Here is an 18809-nt window from a genome sequence, read left to right on the forward strand (position 1 = left end):
ACGGAGGGCGCGCCGGCAGGGTTCCTTCCGCTGCTGCCGGTCGCAATTAGCCGGACGTCCTTGAATCCGTTTAATTGGGTACACCAATCTCTTCGGTGGTCCGCCCATGCGGCTGATTGCCTGCCAGTCCGTTGCCGCCGAGCCATCTTGTTGTCGCCACGCAAGCTGGTGCGCCACTCGGGAGTCGTGGCGGCGAACCACGAACTCGCTGGTGAGGGCACGCTGCGGGGGTGGGGGGACGGTCTGCGGGGCCCGGCGGCGTGGGCGCGTGACCAGGCCCGGGCCCATGGTTCGAGGGACGGTGGGTCGGTGGCCACCTGGCCTGGGAGGCACCCCGCCGGGCGGGCCGGGCCGCGGCGGCCGGCGTCACCACGGCTCGCTCCGAGCCGGCCGGGGTCCGCCCCGAAGTGAGTTGCCGCAGCGGCGTATGGAGTGGTTGAGCCAACTCACTCCGCTGGCGACCCCACCGTGAGGAGTATCAGCTCACGTCGATGACGGCCCCACCGGACCGGGCCGCCAGGCCGAGGAAGCCGGCGCGGGGAAGAACGCGATCAGGCGGAACCGGTATGTATGGCTGACCAGCTCGCGCGGCTGACCGGCGCGACGGTGGCCCGGGGCGGATGACGAGCTCCGGAGACGGGCATGGGGCAGCCCCCGGCAACTGCCGGGGGCTGCCCCATGTGAAAGGTGACAGGCGGGCCGGGGGCGGTTCCCGGCCCCCGTCAGGCCGCCGCGGTGCTGGAGGCCGTGCTGCTGGACGTGCTGGACGAACCGCCGTCACCCGACGAGGACCCGGCCGAGGCCGAGGACGAGCCGGTGGAGTCCGACCTGGTGGCCGAGGAGCCGCCGTCGGCGCCGCTCTTGGCGGACGAGTCGCCGTCCGACGAGCCCACGGAATCCTTGGGCCGGGCCGGGACGCCTGACGAGGACCCGGACCGGCTGTCGGTCTTGTAGAAGCCGCTGCCCTTGAAGACGAGGCCAACGGAGCTGAACACCTTCCGAAGCCGGCCCGTGCAAGCAGGACACTCGGTCAGTGCCGCGTCACTGAAGCTCTGCACGGCCTCGAGATCGTGCCCGCAGGCGGTGCAGCGGTACTGGTAGGTCGGCACGGACTCCTCCCGGAGTTGGCACTCGGTGGTAAGGACTGCCAACTCTAACGCCTCGACGGGCCCGCTGGCTTCCCGATTGCCGGAGCAGGTGTCACAGCGGTGCCGGTCGGACGATTCTGGTCGGCGTCACGATGATGGTCACCGGCCGGTCGTGCGGCTTCGCCGGGACGTCCCCGAGCAGCTCGCGGTCGTTCAGCAGCGCGATCACCGGGGTCCCGGGGGTGGCCCGGGTCAGCGCGCGGTCGTAGGAGCCGCCGCCGCGTCCGAGCCGGTTGCCGCGCTCGTCCGCCGCGAGGGCGGGCACGATCACGACGTCGGCCTTGGCGAGCTCGACGAGCGGCGCGCTCGGCGGTGGCTCCCGGGTGCCCATCGCACCGGGGATCAGTGTGCCGGCGAACTCGCGGAAGTCCAGGTCGAGGTCGGCGCGCACGACCGGCAGCAGCACCCGTACGCCCCGGGCACGCAGCCGGGTGAGGATCTCGGCGGTGTCGGGCTCGTCGGCCATCCCCACGTAGGCGGCGACGCAGGAGGCGGCGGTGACCTCGGGCAGCGCGAGCAGCCGCTCGGTCAGCACGGTCGGGTCCGGCAGGACGCCGGCCCGGCGCAGCGCGAGCAGCCGCCTGCGCAGCTCGCTCTTGGGCTGTGGCGCTCCGGGCCGCGTGTACGCGGGCACCGGCCCGGGTCTCGTGCCGAGGCCGGAACCGGGGCCGGCCGCGATACCGGCCTCGGCACCGTCCCCGGAACCATCAGCGCCGGAACCCGAGCCGGCCGCGGAACCCGAGCCGGCCGCGGAGCCGGTGATCTCCAGGTCGGCGGCCGCCGACCCGGCCGGCCCCACGGGATCCCGTTCGGAGCCGGACCGGCCCACCACGCCACTGCCGGTGACGGTACCTCCGGTCACAGCCATCCCCACCCTCAGCGCACTCGGGCCCGGTTACCTGGGCGCTGGGCCCGCCACCCGACTCCTCGAGCTTTCCGCACCGGCGTGCTGTCCATGCGGCCGATGGTGATCCGAAAGACGACACCGGCACGACATCCCGCTGGCGAAGGCCTCACGGTACCGTGATCGACCCGCACGTGGAGATCTGCCCGCTGCGGACCCGCCGGGCCCGCCCGACAGGTCGGTGAGCGTGACTTACCGGGTGCGGACGGTCGGTCCCGGAGCCGTCTTGGCCGGGCGCGGCCCGCCGTGAGCGGAGCGGGGCTGTCGGGTGCGCCGTGCCGCCGGGGACCACGATGGCCCGATGCCTCACGCGGATGCGGGTTCACGGCCAACACGGATGATCACTAGTTGTGAATGTCCTGTGTGTGTACGCCGTCGTGCCCTGAGGATGCCCGCCCGACTAAGGTTTCGCCCATGCCAGTGACGAAGGCGGTCATTCCCGCCGCGGGTCTGGGGACCCGGTTCCTGCCCGCGACGAAGTCGGTTCCCAAGGAGATGCTACCTGTCGTCGACAGGCCGGCCATCGAATACGTCGTCGAAGAGGCCTCCCGCGCGGGCCTGCGTGATGTGCTGCTCGTGACGAGCCGCACCAAGAAGGCCATCGAGGACCACTTCGACCGGGAGGGGGATGTCGAGGCCGCGCTTGAGCGCAAGGGCGACAAGGTTCGCCTCGAACGCGTCCGGGCCTCCGCCGAGCTGGCCGAGGTCCACTCCGTCCGTCAGCCCTCGCCGCGGGGGCTCGGTCACGCCGTTCTGTGCGCCTCCGCGCACGTGGGCGACGAGCCGTTCGCGGTCCTGCTCGGGGACGATCTCATCGACGAGCGTGACCCGCTGCTGGTCGAGATGCTCGCCGTCCAGGAGCGGCACGGCGGGGCGGTCGTCGCGCTGATGGAGGTGCCCGAGGAGGCCGTCTCCATGTACGGCGTGGCGACGATCGCTCCGGCGGCCGCCGCTCCCGCCTCGGCGGTCTCGGCGGCTTCGGTGGAGCGGGTCCCGGCGGGCGGGTCCGGCGGGCGCTACCGGACGGTGCGCATCACCGACCTGGTCGAGAAGCCGCCGGTGGACGAGGCGCCCAGCAACCTGGCCGTCATCGGGCGCTACGTGCTGCCTGCGGAGATCTTCGACGTCCTGCGGGCCACGCCGCCCGGCCGGGGGGACGAGATCCAGCTGACCGACGCGCTGCGGACGCTGGCGGAGCGGGCCGGCGCCGACCCGGGCGCGGAGATTCCGGTGCACGGCGTCGTGTTCACCGGGCGCCGTTATGACACCGGTGACCGGGTCGACTACCTCAAGGCGGTCGTCCGGCTCGCCTGCGAACGGCCGGACCTCGGCCCGGAGTTCTACCCGTGGCTGGAGGAGTATGTGGCGTCCGGCGGTCCCAAGGCCGAATGCTGACCGGCGGGGCGGGCTCGCCCGCGGCCGCGGTGGCCGTGGGCCTGCCTGTCCCGAGGGCGGACGCCGACGGGCTTACCTGACGGGGCCGCTCCGAGCGGGCTCAACCGACGGTGCTCCTGGATGATGCTCCTGATGGAGCGCACCTTGTCCGCCGGTGACGTGCCGCACTGACGAAAAGTGACCAGGCCTGCGCGGCGAAGGACAGGTCAGGAATTTCTCGGGGCCCTTGCTTGGGCGCATCGGCACCTTCGGGCAGACTGGACGCGCGTCTTCGCGCGGAAATGTCCAGGCTCCTGACATGTTGGCCCTGAAGTCGCCACGTCAGGCGAGGAACCGCCCGCGGGTCAACGGCTGTCGAGAGCTCACTCGCCGGCCGTCATGGCCTGCTGCCCGGCACACCGCTGACACGAAGGCTATATGGCCTGAACAGAAGTGTAAAGAACGGGACGGGTGCCTGTGAAAACGGTAGACCAGCACGCATCGGACATTATCGCCGCAATCCACCCCATGTCGCCGCGGCGGACGGCGCTGCGCGAGGCGCACGGCTGCGTGCTCGCGGCGCACGTGCGGGCGACGGTGGCCGTCCCGGGCTTCGACAACTCCGCGATGGACGGCTACGCCGCCCGCGCCGCGGACGTCGCCGAGGCCAGCGAGGACAACCCGGTGACGCTCCCCGTGGCCGGCGAGATCATGGCCGGCCCGGTGTCACCCGCGCCGCTCGCCCCGGGCACCGTCGTACGGATCATGACCGGTGCCCCGCTCCCGAAGGGCGCCGACACGATCGTCCAGCTCGAGTGGACGGACGGCGGCATCGAGACGGTTCGGATCAACCAGGCGCCGCGCCGCGGGCTGCACATCCGCCGTGCCGGGGAGGACATCGCGCCCGGCAACCTCGTGCTCGCCGCGGGCACCGTGCTCGGCGCCGCGCAGATCGGCCTGCTGGCGGCCGTCAACGTCGCCCGGCCGGCGGTCCACCCGCGTCCGCGGGTGGCGGTTCTGTCCACCGGCAGCGAGCTTGTCGAGGTCGGCACCCCGCTCGGGCCGGGCCAGATCGTCGACTCGAACAGCCACGCCATCGCCGCCGCGGCGCACGAGGCGGGGGCGCTCGTCCGCCGGGTCGACGGGGTGTCGGACGACCCCGACGAGTTCGGCGCGACCTTCGACGAGCTGCTGCGCAGCACCGACGTCCTGATCACCACCGGCGGGATCAGCGTCGGTGCGAGGGACGTCGTCAAGCAGGTCCTGAGCAAGTCCGACGAGATCCGGTTCGAGCGCATCGCCATGCAGCCCGGCAAGCCGCAGGGCTTCGGTGTCGTCGGTGGCGTGCCCGTCTTCACCCTTCCGGGTAACCCGGTGAGCGCCCTGGTGTCGTTCGAGCTGTTCGTCCGGCCGGCGCTGCGGCGGATGCGCGGCCTGCCGGCGGGCCCGGGGGGCGCGAGCTGGCGGCAGCCGGCCACCGGCACCGTCACCGTCCGGGTGAGCGAGACTATGCAGTCCGCGGCCGGAAGGCGTACCTTTCCCCGGGTCCGTCTCGAACGTGACGACACCGGGGAGCTGGTCGCGACGTCCGCCGGGGGGCAGGGCGCCCACCAGATGTCCGGGCTGGCCTCGGCCCACGCGCTGCTCGTCGTCCCCGAGGAGGTCACCGAGGTGCCCGCAGGCACGAAGCTTCCCGCGGTGCTGCTGCCCGAGCCCGAGTGGGCCGGCCCGTTCGGTGAGGCCCGCGGGTGACCGGTCCCGGGCGGTTCACCCACGTCGACGACCGGGGCGCGGCGCGGATGGTCGACGTCTCGGCGAAGGAGGTCACGGCGCGCACGGCGACCGCCGCCGGCTGCCTGCGCACCTCACCGGACGTCGTCGAGCTGCTGCGCGGCGCGGGGGTGCCCAAGGGTGACGCGCTCGCCGTGGCCCGCATCGCCGGGATCATGGGCGCCAAGCGCACCCCGGACCTGATCCCGCTCTGCCACCCGATCGCCGTCTCCGGGGTCAAGGTGGAGCTGACCGTGGTCGACCACGGGGTGGAGATCACCGCCACGGTGCGCACCGCCGACCGGACCGGGGTGGAGATGGAGGCGCTGACCGCGGTCGCGGTCGCCGGGTTGACGCTGCACGACATGGTGAAGGCGGTGGACCCGCTGGCCGAGCTGACCGAGGTCCGGGTCGTCGCCAAGACCGGCGGGAAGTCCGGGGACTGGCACCGCGACGGCGCCGGGCCGCCGGGAGACGGGGCCGGGCCGTCGTGAGCGGCGCCTCCGGGCTGCCGGCAGGGGTTCGGGCGCGGGTCGTGACGGTGTCCGACCGCGCCCACCGCGGCGCCTATCCCGACCGCTCGGGCCCGCTGCTGGTCGACGCCCTGGTCGGGATGGGCTTCGACGTGCCCGCGCCGGTCGTGGTCCCAGACGAGCGGGCGGAGATAACCGCGGCCCTGCGCGCGGCCGTCGACGCTGGGATCGACCTGGTGGTGACCACCGGGGGAACCGGTCTCGGGCCGCGGGACGTCACACCGGAGGCCACAAGGGACCTGCTTGACCGAGAGGTGCCCGGGCTGGCCGAGGCGCTGCGGGCGGCCGGGCGGCTCAAGGTGCCCACCGCGGTCCTCTCCCGTGGCCTCGTCGGCACCGTCGGAACGACCCTGGTCGTGAACCTGCCCGGCTCGACCGGGGGAGTGCGCGACGGCGCCGCGGTCCTCGCCCCGGTCGTCGCGCACGCGATCGCGCAGCTGCGAGGCGACACCGACCACTCCGGCGGCACCGACCGCTCCGGCGGCCCGTCGGGTACGGCGCCCCACCCGCCCGCGTCCACCGGGGGCACACCGGCGTGAGAGCGCCCGGCTGGCCGGTCACCCTGCGCCATGATGACGTCGTCGTCCGGCCCATGCGCCTGCGTGACGCCCCGACCTGGGTCGAGGTCCGCACGCGCAACGCCGACTGGCTCGCTCCGTGGGAGGCCACCTCGCCGGGCTCGGCGTCGGTGCGGGCCACCTGGAACGAGCGCCAGACCATCGGCGTCTACACGCAGATGCTCCAGCGGCTGCGGGCACAGGCCCGGGTGGGCGCGGCGCTCCCGTTCGCCATCGCCGTCGACGGACGGTTGGTGGGGCAGCTCACAGTGTCGACGATCGTGCGCGGGGCGTTCAACAACGGCCAGGTCGGCTACTGGGTGGACGGCGCGCACGCCGGCCGTGGCATCGCCCCGACAGCGCTGGCGATGGTCACCGACCACTGTTTCGGCCCGGTCGGGCTGCACCGGCTGGAGGCCAACGTCCGCCCGGAGAACGCGGCCAGCCGCCGGATGCTGGTGAAGCTGGGCTTCCGCGAGGAGGGCCTGCACCGCAGATTTCTCGCGATCGACGGTCGGTACCGCGACCATATCGGCTATGCACTGACGACCGAGGACGTCCCCGGGGGATTGCTGGCCCGCTGGAGCCGCACCCGTTCGCCCTCCTCCTGAGCAGGCTTACGGCACAGGCTTTCGCCCCGGCGTCGTCGGTGCCGGTGGTCTCTTTGTCCAGTGCCCGTTAGCGGGGTTTCCGGCGTCGCCCAGGCCCCTCTTCAGGGGGCGGTTCGCGGTCCGTTCGGACGTCCAACGCGTGCCGTTCGGGTCGCCTTCGGCGTGCCCGCGCGGTGTCGCTGGTGCTCGCCGTGGCCCACTCGGGCCGCTTGGGTCGTCACTCAACCTGCTCGGCGTTACGTTGGGTGCTCGTAGTGTGACCTGCCCACCCGGACGGGGGGAGTATCACCCAGCCCACATCGGTATCACCTCGGATTGACAGTGGACGGCCACCCGGTGAACCTCGCCGACGAGTGCGACACGCGGGCTTCCGGTCGGTGACCGCGCGCATTCCGCTCACTAGCGTCGAGCACGGAATCGTAAACGACGACATCGAGAAGAGGCGTCCAGATGGTCTGCTCGCTCGCGCATGCCGCGCCTGGCGCGTCCGATCCGCGCCCGGCTCGCGGCGGGCGGGCGGGGGCCAGGTCCTCTCGCCCCGGCCGCCCTGAGGGATGCCCAGCCGGCCCCGCCGGCATCGCGAACGGCTCGCGTCGGCCGAACGGCGTCAGGTCGCCGAACGACGTCCCAGGAACATTGCGGAGCGTGACCGCGTGAGTGCGCTCATCTGGCTGGCGATCGTTGCCGTATGGGGCTTCGTACTCATCCCCATGTGGCTGCGTCACCATGATTCGGCGGTGGAACAGCGGTCCGCGGACCGCTTCTCCACCGCCATGCGGGTGCTCTCGCGGCGCGGCTCACCGCGCGCCGGCACGGGCCCGCTGACGCGGGCCCCGTCCGAGGGCTCGCCGGCGGTGGCACAGGAGGCGGCAGGGATGGCGCGATCGCGCTCCGGCGAAGGTCCCGGCACGGGGCAGCTCGGCGCGGCCGACCCGGCGGATACCCGGGCCGGGGTGAATTCCGCGGCCGCCCCGACCTCTCCGGAGACTTCCGGCGCGGCGGCATTTCCCGCGGGCACCGGCACGGACGCGCACCCCCGCACGGACCTGGCCGACGACCTCGACCCCATGGACGATCTCGAGCACCTGGACGGGCTCGAGCACCTCGACGGCGTTGACGGGACGGACGGCGTCCACGGCCTGGAACACGCCGACGGGATGGACCTCGACGGGATGGATGACTTCGTGGACGGCCGCTCGGCGGGGGCGCCGGGCACGCCAGGGGACGTTGATGCGCCCCCGCGGCTGTTCGGGCCGACCTCGGGTGTGCCGCGTCGTGTCCCCGCCGACCGGGCGGTCCGCGCGGCGCAGGCCGATCGCACGGCGCTCGTCCGGCAGCGGCGGCAGCGGCTCTTCGTCCTGCTCACCGCGCTGCCGATCAGCGTCATCCTCGCAGCCACGCTCGGCGGCATGTGGATGATCGTCCACCTCGCCGTCGACGTCGCCGCCGCCGGGTATGTCCTGCACCTGCGCCGGTCCGCGCAGGCGCACCGCCGGGTGGTGCGCTCCCGGGCCGCGCTCGACCGGCGGATCGCCGCCGAGCGCGCCGTCCGCGCCTACGGCGGCATCCGCGGCTGGACCGGCGGTGCGCGGGAGCACGCCCCGGGCTCCGCCTCCTGGGCGGGCGGCGCGGCACGCGGCACCGAGTACTCCCCGGTGCGGTTCTCCGCCGGAGGCCCGGCCGAGACCCTCACCGCCGACGACCTCGCGCACGCGCGGGCCGAGACCGTCGACCTCGGCTCCGTCGCCGACCAGGCGCACGCCACAGACGGGGCTGATGGCCACCGTGGCGGCGCGGGCGACGACGAGGCGGAGGGCGACGACCCGGCCCACCCCGGCGACGCCCACGACGCTTACGAGGCCCACGACGCTTACGACGCTTACGAGGCGGACGCGGCAGCGTCCTCGTCGCCGGCGGCAGAGGGCGCCCACCCCGGCCACCAGCCCGAGTACGCCGAGTACACGGCCCGCCGCGACGCCTCCGGTGACGTCGAGTACGTCGAGTACGTCGAGTACGTCAACGCGGAGCAGCTGGGCTACGACGCTGCGGCGGCCTACCCGGCGCCCGCCGGTGACGCCGCGCGGACCGAGTACGCCCAGTACGCCGTCCAGGCCGAGTACACCGAGTACCCGGGGCACGTCGAGTACCAGGCCGGGTACGTCGAGTACGCCCAGCAGGCCGGCTACGCCGAGGAGGCCGGGTACGCGGAGCAGGCCGGCTACGCCGAGGCGGCTGGCTACGGCGAGGCTGCCGGTTACGCCGCTCACGCCGGGGCGGCGGGCTACGCCGAGCAGGCCGGATACACGGAGCAGGTCGGATACGCCGAGCAGGCCGGGTACGAGGCCGGCGACCAGGTCGCGCGCGGCTACGGTGGCGCCGCCGGGCCCGCGGCACCCCGCTCCGGCGGCGCGTCCCGTCCCGTCCCGCGCCCCGGGGCGCGGCCGAACACCTCGCGTCCCGGACGCGTCCAGGTCAACCCACCCGGAACGCACGGCGGCCTGATTCCGCCCGCCGCGGCGACCGCGGGCCAGAGCGAGGCGGTCGCGGCGACTGAGGCGACCGGGCCGGCGGCCGTCGCCCAGGCACCGGACGAGCTCGAGACCCTGCTCCGGCGGCACGCCGTCGGTAGCTGACCACCAGCGGCCGACAGTCGCCGGCCGGCCACCAGCGGCTGGCCGTCGGTGGCTGGACTGCCGGGCACCGGCCGGTGCCCGGCACCGCCGTGTGGGTGACTCCGGCTACAGGTTCCGGCGGCTGATCGGCCGCCGGAACCGGAGACGTCCAGGCCGGCGGTGATGGCCCGCGGCGAGCCGGCGCCGCCGGGCGTCGGCGGGCGCTGACGGGCCGGGTCGCGTCCGGCCGGGGGCCCGGTCCGCGTGCATAATGGCCTCGTGACACTCCGCTCGCAGACCACCCCCGCCACCGCTCGTCGGCGTGCCGGGGCCCTGGCTGCCTGTCCGCGGTGTTGTCCCTGCCCTCGCGCCCACTGACGCCGCGCCCGAACCTCGAACGGCCGCCCGGCGTCGCCCGATCCGGTTCCACCCGGCGGGCCGGGGCGTGAGGGGCCTCCGGATCACGTTCCTCCCGCCTGGCCGGCCAGCGGCCTGAGCCCACGCGGGGCACGTGATCACGTGCCAACCTCCCGGAGCTCACCGCGGGCCGATGCCCGCGCTCGCACTCCGGCGATGTGTCCTTCCGTGTTCGTTCATCGGTGCGTCCCGGTGTCGCGCCGTCGGTGTCTCCTTCCGGCCCCGCCTGTCGCGCGCCCGTCCGCGCCCCTGGGCGGGCTCCGGAACGCCGGCGAGACGTGGGCCAGCCGGGGCGAGGCGCCGGCGGGGACAGCCTGCGGCAGGAGGAGAGATCCGGTCTTGATGTTCGAATCTTGGCTCGCCCGGCTGCGGGACCGGGGATTCGTCATGTGCCCGGCGAGCAGCGCCATTCCCGTGGATGTGAGAGCCGTCGCGGCCGACGGCACGGGCCTGCATTTCCGCTGCCGTGGCGTCCGCGTCCGGCTCGCGGTCTACCGGCCCGGCCGAGCGGCCTGGCAGACACCGCTGCGGGACGAGAACTGGGCGCCCGAGGAGTCCCTGGAACTGTGGGAGCGCCGCCCGCTGCGCGACGGCACCGTTCCCGCCAAGGGCCGCCTCGTCTTCGTGGCGGACGGCGAGGACGGCGCCGTGGAACCGGACGCGGAGATAGTCCTCGACGGCGCGCGCAGCCGCGGCTGGCGCGGCCACGAGGCCGGGCTGCTCCGGACGGCCGAGGCGGCGTCGTTGTTCGAGAACATGCTGCTGGTCGCCGGGCTCGCCGCCGAGCTCGACGAGATCCCCGACGCGGCGAGCCCACCGGTCTTCGCCGTCCTGCCCAGCACGCCGTGGCCGCTGGTTCAGGCTGACCCGGCCGGCTGGGACGGCGGCCGGATCGTCCGCCAGACGGATCGCCAGCCGGCCAGCGAGGGCGCCCACCCACTCCCATCCGGCGTGCTGTAAGCTTCAGTTGCTTCCAGGGGGTGTAGCTCAGCCTGGTAGAGCGCCTCCCTCGCACGGAGGAGGCCAGGGGTTCGAGTCCCCTCACCTCCACCATCACGGCTTTACTCGAACACTGCTCCACCAGGGCAGCGCTCAGCAAGGCGGTGACGGTTACACCCTGTGAAGCGGCGCCTCCCATCAGGGAGGCGCCGCTTTCGCGTGCCGGGGCAACACGCTGCTCGCGATGTGTCAGCACATCGTCTACGGCTTCTCCCAGACTCCAGGCTCGCCGTGCTGCCACGGTGGCGGCAAACGGCTCGTTGAGGTCGTCAGCGGCCACAACGGGCCCGGCAGAGACGGCATCGAGGTACAGCCGGGTGAAGATCGCCTTGTTGAGCACCTTCCGGGCCCGGATGCTCGACTGTCGGTAGAGGGCTTGCGGATCTTCCAACAGGCGGAGCACTGTCGTCAGAACCTCGTAGCCGGCATCTAGCGGTATGTCACTCTCACTCAATCGTGCCTCGATCTGAGTACGTTCCTCGCGGATAGCCCGCATCTTGGCCGTCAGCTTGTCCTTCGGCCAGTCTGGATCGCCCACCAGTTCGAGCAGGCCGTCTTCCCGGGCGTTCAGCTCTTTGAGCTGCCGCGCGTACTGGGCGCGGAGTCGGCGGGTGCTGTCCGTCGTGCTGGCCATGGCAGCGTCGAGGCGATGGCGGACGGCGGCGCAGAAGTCATCGGATAGCTGGACGTTGATGTAGTGCCGTTCGATGGCGTCCTCAACAGCGGCCACCGGCAGGTAGGGCAGGTCACACGACTTGTCCTGTCGTCCCCGGCAGATGTAGTAGAAGTACTGCGCACCGCTCTTGCTTCGGCCGGGCAGGATGATCAGGCGGCGCTGGCAGCGGTCGCAGAAGATCAAGCCCTTCAGATAGTGATTATGGACACGTTGCCGCGTACCGGCCCGCCGTTCGGCGTAGAGCACCCGCTGCACCTGGTCGAACAGCTCTTGGGAGACGAGCGGCTCGTGCCGGCCCGGGTACTCCTCCCCGTTGTAGGTGATGAAGCCCAGGTAGTAGCGGTCTCGCAGCAGTTCGCCGATCTTGTGCACCGATACCGGCCGGGCGGTCCACCGTTTGGTCGGTTTGGTGCGTAGGCCGGCTTCGGTCAGGGCGTCCCGGAGGGTGCGGAAGTTGTACTTGCCGGTGGCGTACAGCTCGAAGGCCAGGGTGATCAGAGGCGCGCGCTCCGGGTCAAGCAGCACCGTGCGGACCTCACGGCCCTCGAACTGTTCCCGGACGTTCAGGTAGCCCAAGGGGGCGACGCCGATAGTGCCGCCCTTCATGGCCTTCTGGCCCATCTTGTACTTGATGTCTTCGCCACTGACCCGGACCTGGTACTCGTTGAAGACGGCGATCATGCCGTGCATGGCCTGGCCGGCGGGCGAGGCGTCGAGGTTCTTCTCGGTCGCCGAGTGCAGCTGAACGCCCAGCCGTTCGAGCGTCATCATCATGATCGCGTCGTCGTAGCGGTTACGGGCAAACCGGGACAGGGCGTAGACGAAGACGTGCTTGATGGTCCGGTCAGCCTTGATACGGGCGATCATCTCCTGGAACGCCGGCCGCTGGTCGATGGTCTTCCCGCTCTTGCCCGGGTCGATGTATTCATCGACCAGTGCGATGCCCAGTTCCCGGGCGCGCTGCTTGGACGCTACCCGTTGGGCCGGTAGGGAAATGCCCTCCGGGTCGTAGTCGGTGTTGACCTGCCCGGCGGATGACACCCGGTAGTAAGCGATGCCTTGCTCGCCGCGTATCGATGGTCGTTTCTCAGTACTCACCGTTTCCTCCTTTCTTTCGCTACGCCGCCAGGCCGGGGCACTCAGCGCTGCCCGTGTGTGGACGCGCTGTCAGCCGGAAGTACTCCGACACCGGCCGGTCGGCTTCGTTGGTCAGGCCCAGGTAGTCCAGCCGTATCCGCATGGCCGTCAGCGACACGTTGAACTGTCCGGCCAGTGCTTCCAGGTCCTGGATGCCGTTGCTCCAGGCCCGCTTGAGGGCGGTCCGGGGCATCAGGAAGCAGGCCGCGAAGTGGTCGCAGATGCGTTCGATCTGCCGGGCCCGGTACTCGGCGTTGCCGTAGCCGAGTTTGGCGTAGGCCCGCTCAGCGACAGGGTGGTCAAGCACGTGCTTGAACTCGTGAGACAGGCTGAAGCGCCGCCGCCCGATGGTGTCTTCCCGGTTGATCGTCAGCAGCCAGCTGCCGTCCCGGCGGAGGTGCGTCACGCCGCCAACCTCGGAGGTCTGCGGTAGTTCCGCGACGGCCGGCATCTCGTGCCGGGGTTTTACCCGCACTTCGATGCCCGGCAGGCTGCTCACCTTGAAGACGTCCACCGGCACGGCCTGCATGGCCAGCAACTTCAGGAGCAGGCTGGCCTGCCGTTCAGCCAGGATAAGGGCTTCGCCCTGGGTGATGGACCGCGCCGGGATGATCTCCCGGACTTTGTCGATGATGTTTGCTGTTTTCAAGGCTTCCCCCTTCCTCGGTGGGCGTTAGATAGTTCGCGTCCGGCCGCGTGCCTGTTCAGTGGCCAGCCCCGTAGCGTTCGACGACCCGGGCTACCGCGCGTTCAGCTTCCCGCACCGCTTCGTCAGGAAGCCCGGGGTAGCTGTGGCGGAGATAGGCCCGGAGGGTCGGTGCAGCCGGGGGTACGGTGACCCCGAAGTAGGCCAGCAGTTCGGCCAGGTCAAGTTCCAGCGCACCGGCGATACGGCGCAGTAGTTCCAGGGTTGGCGAGGCCGTCTCGCCACTTTCGATGCGGGTGATGTTGGATGAGTTGGTGCCGGCGAGCCTGCCGAGCTGCGCCCCCGATAGCCCCTTGGCAATCCGAGCCTGCCGGATGTGTTCACCGAGCGATGTCGGTTTCGCAATGTCTTCCATGAACCTCCTTTTATACTCCTAGTATTACTCAATCTCTGCAAGCTTGCAATAGCTTTCCTTGCATCGGTTATCCACTGGCGCTCACCGTTCACTCTCTGAGCATTTGCACGACACGCGCGGTAGCTGTCTCAAAGAACTCCGGGAAGATCAGCTGGTCGGCCGGCGGTGGCAGTCGGGCCATGAGATTCCGGACGTCTCGCATTCGGCGCTCGTGTGGCACGGTCAGCAGCACCCGCGGCGTGACGCCGTCCGGCCCCAGCTGCCCGGTGCGGGCGAAGTCGACGTAGCGGCGTAGCTTCCGCCCCAGCGTCACGGGCGATTCCGTGGCCCGGTCGACCTCCACGAACCACGAATCCTCGATGTCGTCGTGCGCCACGCAGGCCGAGGCATCCGGCTTCAGCAGCCCACCCGCCCCGTCCGGCCACCAGGCTGCCGCTTCGACGGCGAAGCGGCCCAGTACCAGTTGGCTGGCCGCTTGCGCTTCATGCAGCTGTACGTACAGCTCACTGATCGCCAGCGAGTGCTTGAGGAACATCTGGCCGGGTGTCCAGGGCCGCCGGGCCCGCGACTCCCCGCCACCGGCCGCATCCCTGGCCGATGCCAGCAAGGGCAGCGCCCGTTGGCCAGTGACACCGAGAGCAAAGACCAGTCCGGCGCTGCCGGCCCGCGCGCCGCCGATGGTGCGTTCCAGCGGAGTAACAAGATCGTGTTCGGCGAGCCGGGCAAGTACTCTGCGTCGTGTTCGGTCACGTGTTGTAATAGAAAGATCTTGAAAATGCAGGCGGGTCAGTTGCTCACCCGTCAGTACCCGGACACGGGCAAGATCCAGGAGGATGGCCCGGTCACGGGGGCTGAGTTGGTCGACCAGCTGCTCGATCATGGCGAGGGATCGGCGGGCGGCAGTCATATATGACCTCCATGGGGGAGGTCATGAGTCGTTGGACAAAAGCACAGAAAGGGCTGGCAGGACAGGGATAGACGGCACACGGTGGCCGACGCGACCGGGTGGGCGGCCGGTGGGGCGACCGGCGGGAGGAATGCGCGGGCGGTCATGCCGCATCCCCACGCCGCCGGCGGCCGATGGTTGGCCCGGGTCCGGCTTCAGATTGGCCGCTGACCCGGGCGCGCAGGGCGGCTTCCACCTCCTCACGGGGCGTGCCGTAGCGCTGGCGGCTTCGCTCGGCCAACTGCCGGCCGTCACGCAGTGCGTCCGGTAGCGGCAGCGTCTTACCGGTGACCGGCCGCAGGGTGGTGTTGTTGATGTTCAGGCGCATGGCCACTTCGTAGGCGGCCAGGCCCATGAGATCTTCACGGGTGAGCGGCGCGAAACGTTGGGCCATCTTCTGGGCGTCGTCGAAGTCGAGCTGGAAGACGACCTGTGAGCGGACCGTGCCCAGCACCGCTGACTTGACGGCTTCGGTCAGCTGCCCCAGTTCCTGGTGGGCGAGCGTCATACCGACGCCGAGCCCCCGGGCCTGGGCCAGCATGTCGGCCATGCCGACCGGTAGGCGCAGGACATCCTGGAACTCGTCGACGAAGACCATGACGGGCTTGCGCCGTTCGGCGGGTATGGCGGCCCGCGCCAGGGTGGCTTGGAGCAGCAGCGCCAGCAGCAGGGCGCCGAGCAGCTGGGCCGTCTCCGCGCCGACGATGCCCTTGGACAGTGGCACGAGCACGATGCGGCGCTGCGTCATCAGCTCGGAGAGGTTGAAGCCCTGGCTCTGGCCCAGCATCAGGCGCAGCGGCGATCTTGTGAGGATGGCCCGCAGCTTGTTCATGACCGGCCCGATTACCTGGAGCCGCTGCATATCGCTCATGTCCTCGTAGGCGTGCCAGAACGGCCGGACACCTTCCGGCACGCCGGGCTGGGCGGTCACGGAGCGCCGAAAGGTCGGGTTGGTCAACAGTTCCGGCACTTCGGCCAGGGTGAAGTCCGAACCGTCCGCGGCCGTGGTGTGCACCAGCGTCAGCAGCGAACTGCGGAGAACGTCGCTCGTCCGCGGTCCCCAGGAGCTGCGCCAGAGCTCGCTCATGATGTGCACCACGTTGTCGACGGCCAGTTCCTTGTCCTGTTCGGTGCGTAGTCCCCCAAGCAGGTTGAAGCCCACCGGCCGGTCGGTGGCCGATGGGTCAAGCACCACCACCTCGTCGGCCCGTTCCTCCGGCACGCGGGCCAGGAAGTCGTCGATCAGGTCACTCTTGGGGTCGATGAGCATCAGGCTGAGGCCAGCGGCGGCGTCCTGAAGGGCCAAGTTGTCGATCAGGGTGGACTTGCCGACCCCAGTTGGGCCGAGGAGGTACAGGTGGCGCAAGCGGTCCGTTGTCCGCATGGCCAGCGGCACGTCCAGGTCCGGGTAGTTGCTGCGGGCCAGCACCGCGCCGCGTTTCGGCGTGGCCGGTGAGGGCGCCAGCACCCGGCTGACACCCGCCGGCAGTCCCGGCAGCGATACCGAGCCCAGCAGAAAGCCCACCAGGCTCGGCAGTTCCCGGCTGCTCAGCAGCAACGGCCAGCGGGTCAGCGGCAAGGCCCGCCGGCCCATCCGCCGGGCCACCATCCGGGACGGCAGCCAGCGGCGCACCATACTGACCCCGGGGGCGTTCGGCCCGTGCAGCGTCGACCAGGTGCGCGACAGCAGCGACTTGGCACGGGCATGGCTGCCGGCGGCAACACCGACCCGTAGTACGGCGTGCAACAGCGGGTCAGCTTCCTTGGTTCGCTGGGCACGGACAGCTTCGGCGTCGGCCGGCACGTCGCCTTCTACCAGGTAGGTGCTCCACCAGGCATCGCCCCGCTTGGCCGAGGCGCTGTGGACGGGCGGCGGGTTGCCGGCGCTGGTCAGCGCCCACTGCACGCGCACCTCTTCACCGGCATTGAGCGGTTGCAGTGACGCCAGCTGCCCGGCGCTGATGCTCTCCGCCCGGTCGCTGGACAGCGGCCGTTGCCGGGAGGTCATGGTCAACTCGGCGGCCACCTCGTACGGCGGCTGGCTGGCCAGATACTCCGGCGCGGCTTCCAGCCGGGCGCTCGGCAGCCCGGCCCGCAGGGTGCTGAGCAGCTTGGCCTGCGAACTCTTCGGCAACAAGACGTAGTGGGTGATGCCGGCCCGGGTGGCCACGATCTCCAAGCCCAGCGGCGGCATGGTCAGCATCGACCAGCGTGGCGGGTGGGTGGCCGCCGCCACCAGGGCCAGCCAGCGGGCGACGTCTTCCGGCTTCAGGCCGGAGGGCAGGCCCAGCCGGTAGGCCACGAGCGTGCTGCGCCATTGGCGGGCGTCGAGGGCGCGCATGCCGATGACCGTGCCGAAGATCGCCAGGCCGCCGGCCAGCATGGCGATGGCGGGCATCACTGGGCCACCTCCAGCACCGGCGAGCCTTTTGTCTCGGCGGGCCCGCTTTCCTGGCTCGCGGCGATGAGCGCTTGAATAAATAGATCCACATCAATAGTTGTCCGGGGTGCGCCGTGCACCAGAATCTTCCCGTGTCCTGCCATATAGAGATTCCTTGCTTACCTGATTGATGAGGGTCGCGTCAGCGGCAGGCGTGCCGATGGCGGCCGGTGCTCCGGCCGGGCAGATGGAGGCGACTGACCTCTATTGCTTCTTATGCCCGCCGCAAACATGCTTTGTCAAGAACAAAATCGATCTTCCTGGCGCATAACCCTGGCGAATCTGTAGGCAATTTCGCAACGCCGCCGCGAAGGACCTGCCGGCCTCGGCAGGCGTGGAGCACACACACCCACAAACTGGTTCTGCCCGGGAGGGGGTCACCGGCTGGTGTCTCCGCCCGCCGTATCCGGATTGAGGCGGCAGGCCCGCACACGCTTCCGGACGCGGCGGCCTTGGCGGGCGGGGCGCACGCGGCGGGCCAGGACCTCCGTGCCGCGCGAGTCGTGAACCCCGTCGGCGGCCAGCATCGCGACGGCCGCCTGGCCCAAGTGATAGGCCAGCTTCACGGGCACGGCATTGCCGATCTGGCGGTACTGTGCGGTCATCGGGCCGGCGAACTGCCAGGCGTCGGGGAACGTCTGGATGCGGGCGTACTCGCGGACGTTGAGCGGCCGTGTTTCCCTCGGGTGGCAGCGCTCGGTGAGCTTGGCGACCGGCGAGCACAGCAGCGTCGGGCTTGGTTCGTCCCACGCCAACCGCCGGGCGACGCCACTACAGCTTCCGCCCTGGTAGGGACCGTTCGGGAGGCACGCCGCCAGCGCCTCGGCTGGTAGGTCGCGCCAGTTGCCGCCCTCCGGTACCTGGCTCATGATCGCCTCACGACTGGCCGAGTACCGCTGACCCGGCCCTGCCGGCCCATCCCCGATAGCCTGCCGCACCGTTGGCGGTGGGCCGTCAAGTTCAGTGGGGAAGACGATCTGCTCGCCGATACTGCGGTGGAGCGCAACGACGACCAGCCGCTCGCGCCGCTGCGGTACGCCGAAGCGGGAGGCATCCAGCACCCGCCAGGCCACCTGGTAGCCGGCCTCTTCCAGGGAGGCCACCATGGTCCGCAGCGTCCGGCCGCCATCGTGGCTGCGCAGCCCCTTGACGTTCTCGGCCACGGCCAACCGTGGGCGGATCTCGCGGACAGCCCGCGCGAACTCGAAGAACAGCGTGCCGCGCGGGTCGGCGAACCCTTTCCGGTTGCCGGAGGAGCTGAACGCCTGGCAGGGGAAGCCGCCTTCCAGGACGTCGACCGTCCCGCGCAGGGGCAGGAAGCTGACATCGTGGATGTCGCGATGCTCAACGTTCCATGCCGGCCGGTTGGCGCGCAAGGTCGCCACGGCGTGCCGGTCGCACTCGTTGAGCAGCAGATGGGCCAAGCCAGCCTGCTCGAACCCGAGGGCCATCCCGCCTGCGCCGGCAAAGAGGCTCACACAGGTGAGAGGACGGATTCCGCGGGGCGGCTGGCCATCCCGCGGCATGGGAATCGCGGATTCTTGGCCAGTTCTTGGCATGGGGGTATCCATGCTTGGTGGGTATTCTCCTTTACAGTTCGGTGTGCGAACAGGATCGGGCCTCA

Annotated in this window: 15 protein-coding genes, 1 tRNA gene and 1 pseudogene; 8 read left to right on the forward strand and 9 right to left on the reverse strand. The window is 71.0% G+C overall.

From position 1 onward, the window contains the following. Nucleotides 1-722: 722 nt before the first annotated feature. Nucleotides 723-1109 carry an FmdB family zinc ribbon protein gene (locus E0504_RS54380; protein ID WP_112107706.1) on the reverse strand — a complete coding sequence of 129 codons (387 nt, stop codon included), beginning with the start codon at nucleotides 1107-1109 and terminating at the stop codon, nucleotides 723-725. 91 nt (nucleotides 1110-1200) lie between these two features. Next, nucleotides 1201-2016 carry a 5-formyltetrahydrofolate cyclo-ligase gene (locus E0504_RS29255; protein WP_243657671.1) on the reverse strand — a complete coding sequence of 272 codons (816 nt, stop codon included), beginning with the start codon at nucleotides 2014-2016 and terminating at the stop codon, nucleotides 1201-1203. Between the two features lie 450 nt (nucleotides 2017-2466). Between E0504_RS29255 and E0504_RS29260 the strand changes: the two genes are divergently transcribed. The 8 genes from E0504_RS29260 to E0504_RS29295 all read left to right on the forward strand — a co-directional run bounded on the left by E0504_RS29260 (nucleotide 2467) and on the right by E0504_RS29295 (nucleotide 10979). Continuing rightward, the gene (locus E0504_RS29260; RefSeq protein WP_131626166.1) at nucleotides 2467-3447 is read left to right on the forward strand and encodes a UTP--glucose-1-phosphate uridylyltransferase; all 981 of its coding nucleotides are present in this window, start codon (nucleotides 2467-2469) and stop codon (nucleotides 3445-3447) included. Between the two features lie 456 nt (nucleotides 3448-3903). After that, nucleotides 3904-5178, forward strand: coding sequence for a gephyrin-like molybdotransferase Glp (gene glp / locus E0504_RS29265; RefSeq protein ID WP_071060059.1), 1275 nt, complete (start codon nucleotides 3904-3906; stop codon nucleotides 5176-5178). Continuing rightward, nucleotides 5175-5690: a cyclic pyranopterin monophosphate synthase MoaC gene (gene moaC, locus E0504_RS29270; protein ID WP_112107708.1), complete on the forward strand. Its 516-nt coding sequence runs from the start codon at nucleotides 5175-5177 to the stop codon at nucleotides 5688-5690. Before glp ends, moaC begins: the two co-directional genes overlap by 4 nt. Next, nucleotides 5687-6268 carry a molybdenum cofactor biosynthesis protein B gene (locus E0504_RS29275; protein ID WP_112107709.1) on the forward strand — a complete coding sequence of 194 codons (582 nt, stop codon included), beginning with the start codon at nucleotides 5687-5689 and terminating at the stop codon, nucleotides 6266-6268. Before moaC ends, E0504_RS29275 begins: the two co-directional genes overlap by 4 nt. Next, the gene (locus E0504_RS29280) at nucleotides 6265-6897 is read left to right on the forward strand and encodes a GNAT family N-acetyltransferase (RefSeq protein WP_020458344.1); all 633 of its coding nucleotides are present in this window, start codon (nucleotides 6265-6267) and stop codon (nucleotides 6895-6897) included. Before E0504_RS29275 ends, E0504_RS29280 begins: the two co-directional genes overlap by 4 nt. 653 nt (nucleotides 6898-7550) lie before the next feature. Then, complete coding sequence (glpR, locus tag E0504_RS29285; RefSeq protein ID WP_131626167.1) at nucleotides 7551-9530, forward strand: gephyrin-like molybdotransferase receptor GlpR; 1980 nt, start codon at nucleotides 7551-7553, stop codon at nucleotides 9528-9530. A 738-nt stretch (nucleotides 9531-10268) separates the two neighbouring features. Beyond that, a complete protein-coding gene (locus E0504_RS29290; RefSeq protein ID WP_112107711.1) occupies nucleotides 10269-10886 on the forward strand; it encodes a hypothetical protein in 618 nt (205 codons plus the stop codon). A 16-nt stretch (nucleotides 10887-10902) separates the two neighbouring features. Then, a tRNA-Ala gene (locus E0504_RS29295) sits at nucleotides 10903-10979 on the forward strand. A gap of 703 nt (nucleotides 10980-11682) precedes the next feature. Here E0504_RS29295 and E0504_RS54385 read toward each other — a convergent pair. The 7 genes and pseudogenes from E0504_RS54385 to E0504_RS29330 form a co-directional block, all read right to left on the reverse strand. Continuing rightward, a pseudogene (locus E0504_RS54385) lies at nucleotides 11683-12699 on the reverse strand (recombinase family protein); the annotation flags it as partial. A 19-nt stretch (nucleotides 12700-12718) separates the two neighbouring features. Then, nucleotides 12719-13387 carry an ImmA/IrrE family metallo-endopeptidase gene (locus tag E0504_RS29310; protein ID WP_131626168.1) on the reverse strand — a complete coding sequence of 223 codons (669 nt, stop codon included), beginning with the start codon at nucleotides 13385-13387 and terminating at the stop codon, nucleotides 12719-12721. A 55-nt stretch (nucleotides 13388-13442) separates the two neighbouring features. After that, nucleotides 13443-13799, reverse strand: a complete 357-nt coding sequence (locus E0504_RS29315) for a helix-turn-helix domain-containing protein (RefSeq protein ID WP_131626169.1) — start codon at nucleotides 13797-13799, stop codon at nucleotides 13443-13445. Nucleotides 13800-13887: 88 nt separating this feature from the next. Then, the gene (locus E0504_RS29320) at nucleotides 13888-14679 is read right to left on the reverse strand and encodes a replication-relaxation family protein (protein ID WP_165938642.1); all 792 of its coding nucleotides are present in this window, start codon (nucleotides 14677-14679) and stop codon (nucleotides 13888-13890) included. A 169-nt stretch (nucleotides 14680-14848) separates the two neighbouring features. Beyond that, nucleotides 14849-17143: a type IV secretory system conjugative DNA transfer family protein gene (locus tag E0504_RS29325; protein WP_243657674.1), complete on the reverse strand. Its 2295-nt coding sequence runs from the start codon at nucleotides 17141-17143 to the stop codon at nucleotides 14849-14851. Continuing rightward, entirely contained in the window at nucleotides 17143-17289 is a 147-nt protein-coding gene (locus E0504_RS50555; protein ID WP_165938643.1) for a hypothetical protein, read from the reverse strand. The genes E0504_RS29325 and E0504_RS50555 overlap by 1 nt, the downstream gene beginning before the upstream one ends. Before the next feature lie 273 nt (nucleotides 17290-17562). Continuing rightward, nucleotides 17563-18756 carry a DNA cytosine methyltransferase gene (locus tag E0504_RS29330; protein WP_131626172.1) on the reverse strand — a complete coding sequence of 398 codons (1194 nt, stop codon included), beginning with the start codon at nucleotides 18754-18756 and terminating at the stop codon, nucleotides 17563-17565. Nucleotides 18757-18809: the final 53 nt, after the last annotated feature.

The sequence above is a fragment of the Parafrankia sp. BMG5.11 genome, assembly GCF_004337455.1.

What these genes read in the sequence shown, in the direction of transcription:
- E0504_RS29255 (WP_243657671.1), bottom strand. Translation starts at nt 2,016, where the DNA reads ATGGCTGTGACCGGAGGTACCGTCACCGGCAGTGGCGTGGTGGGCCGG.
- E0504_RS29330 (WP_131626172.1), bottom strand. Translation starts at nt 18,756, where the DNA reads ATGGATACCCCCATGCCAAGAACTGGCCAAGAATCCGCGATTCCCATG.
- E0504_RS29325 (WP_243657674.1), bottom strand. Translation starts at nt 17,143, where the DNA reads ATGCCCGCCATCGCCATGCTGGCCGGCGGCCTGGCGATCTTCGGCACG.
- E0504_RS29260 (WP_131626166.1), top strand. Translation starts at nt 2,467, where the DNA reads ATGCCAGTGACGAAGGCGGTCATTCCCGCCGCGGGTCTGGGGACCCGG.
- E0504_RS29320 (WP_165938642.1), bottom strand. Translation starts at nt 14,679, where the DNA reads ATGATCGAGCAGCTGGTCGACCAACTCAGCCCCCGTGACCGGGCCATC.
- E0504_RS50555 (WP_165938643.1), bottom strand. Translation starts at nt 17,289, where the DNA reads ATGGCAGGACACGGGAAGATTCTGGTGCACGGCGCACCCCGGACAACT.
- E0504_RS29315 (WP_131626169.1), bottom strand. Translation starts at nt 13,799, where the DNA reads ATGGAAGACATTGCGAAACCGACATCGCTCGGTGAACACATCCGGCAG.
- E0504_RS29290 (WP_112107711.1), top strand. Translation starts at nt 10,269, where the DNA reads ATGTTCGAATCTTGGCTCGCCCGGCTGCGGGACCGGGGATTCGTCATG.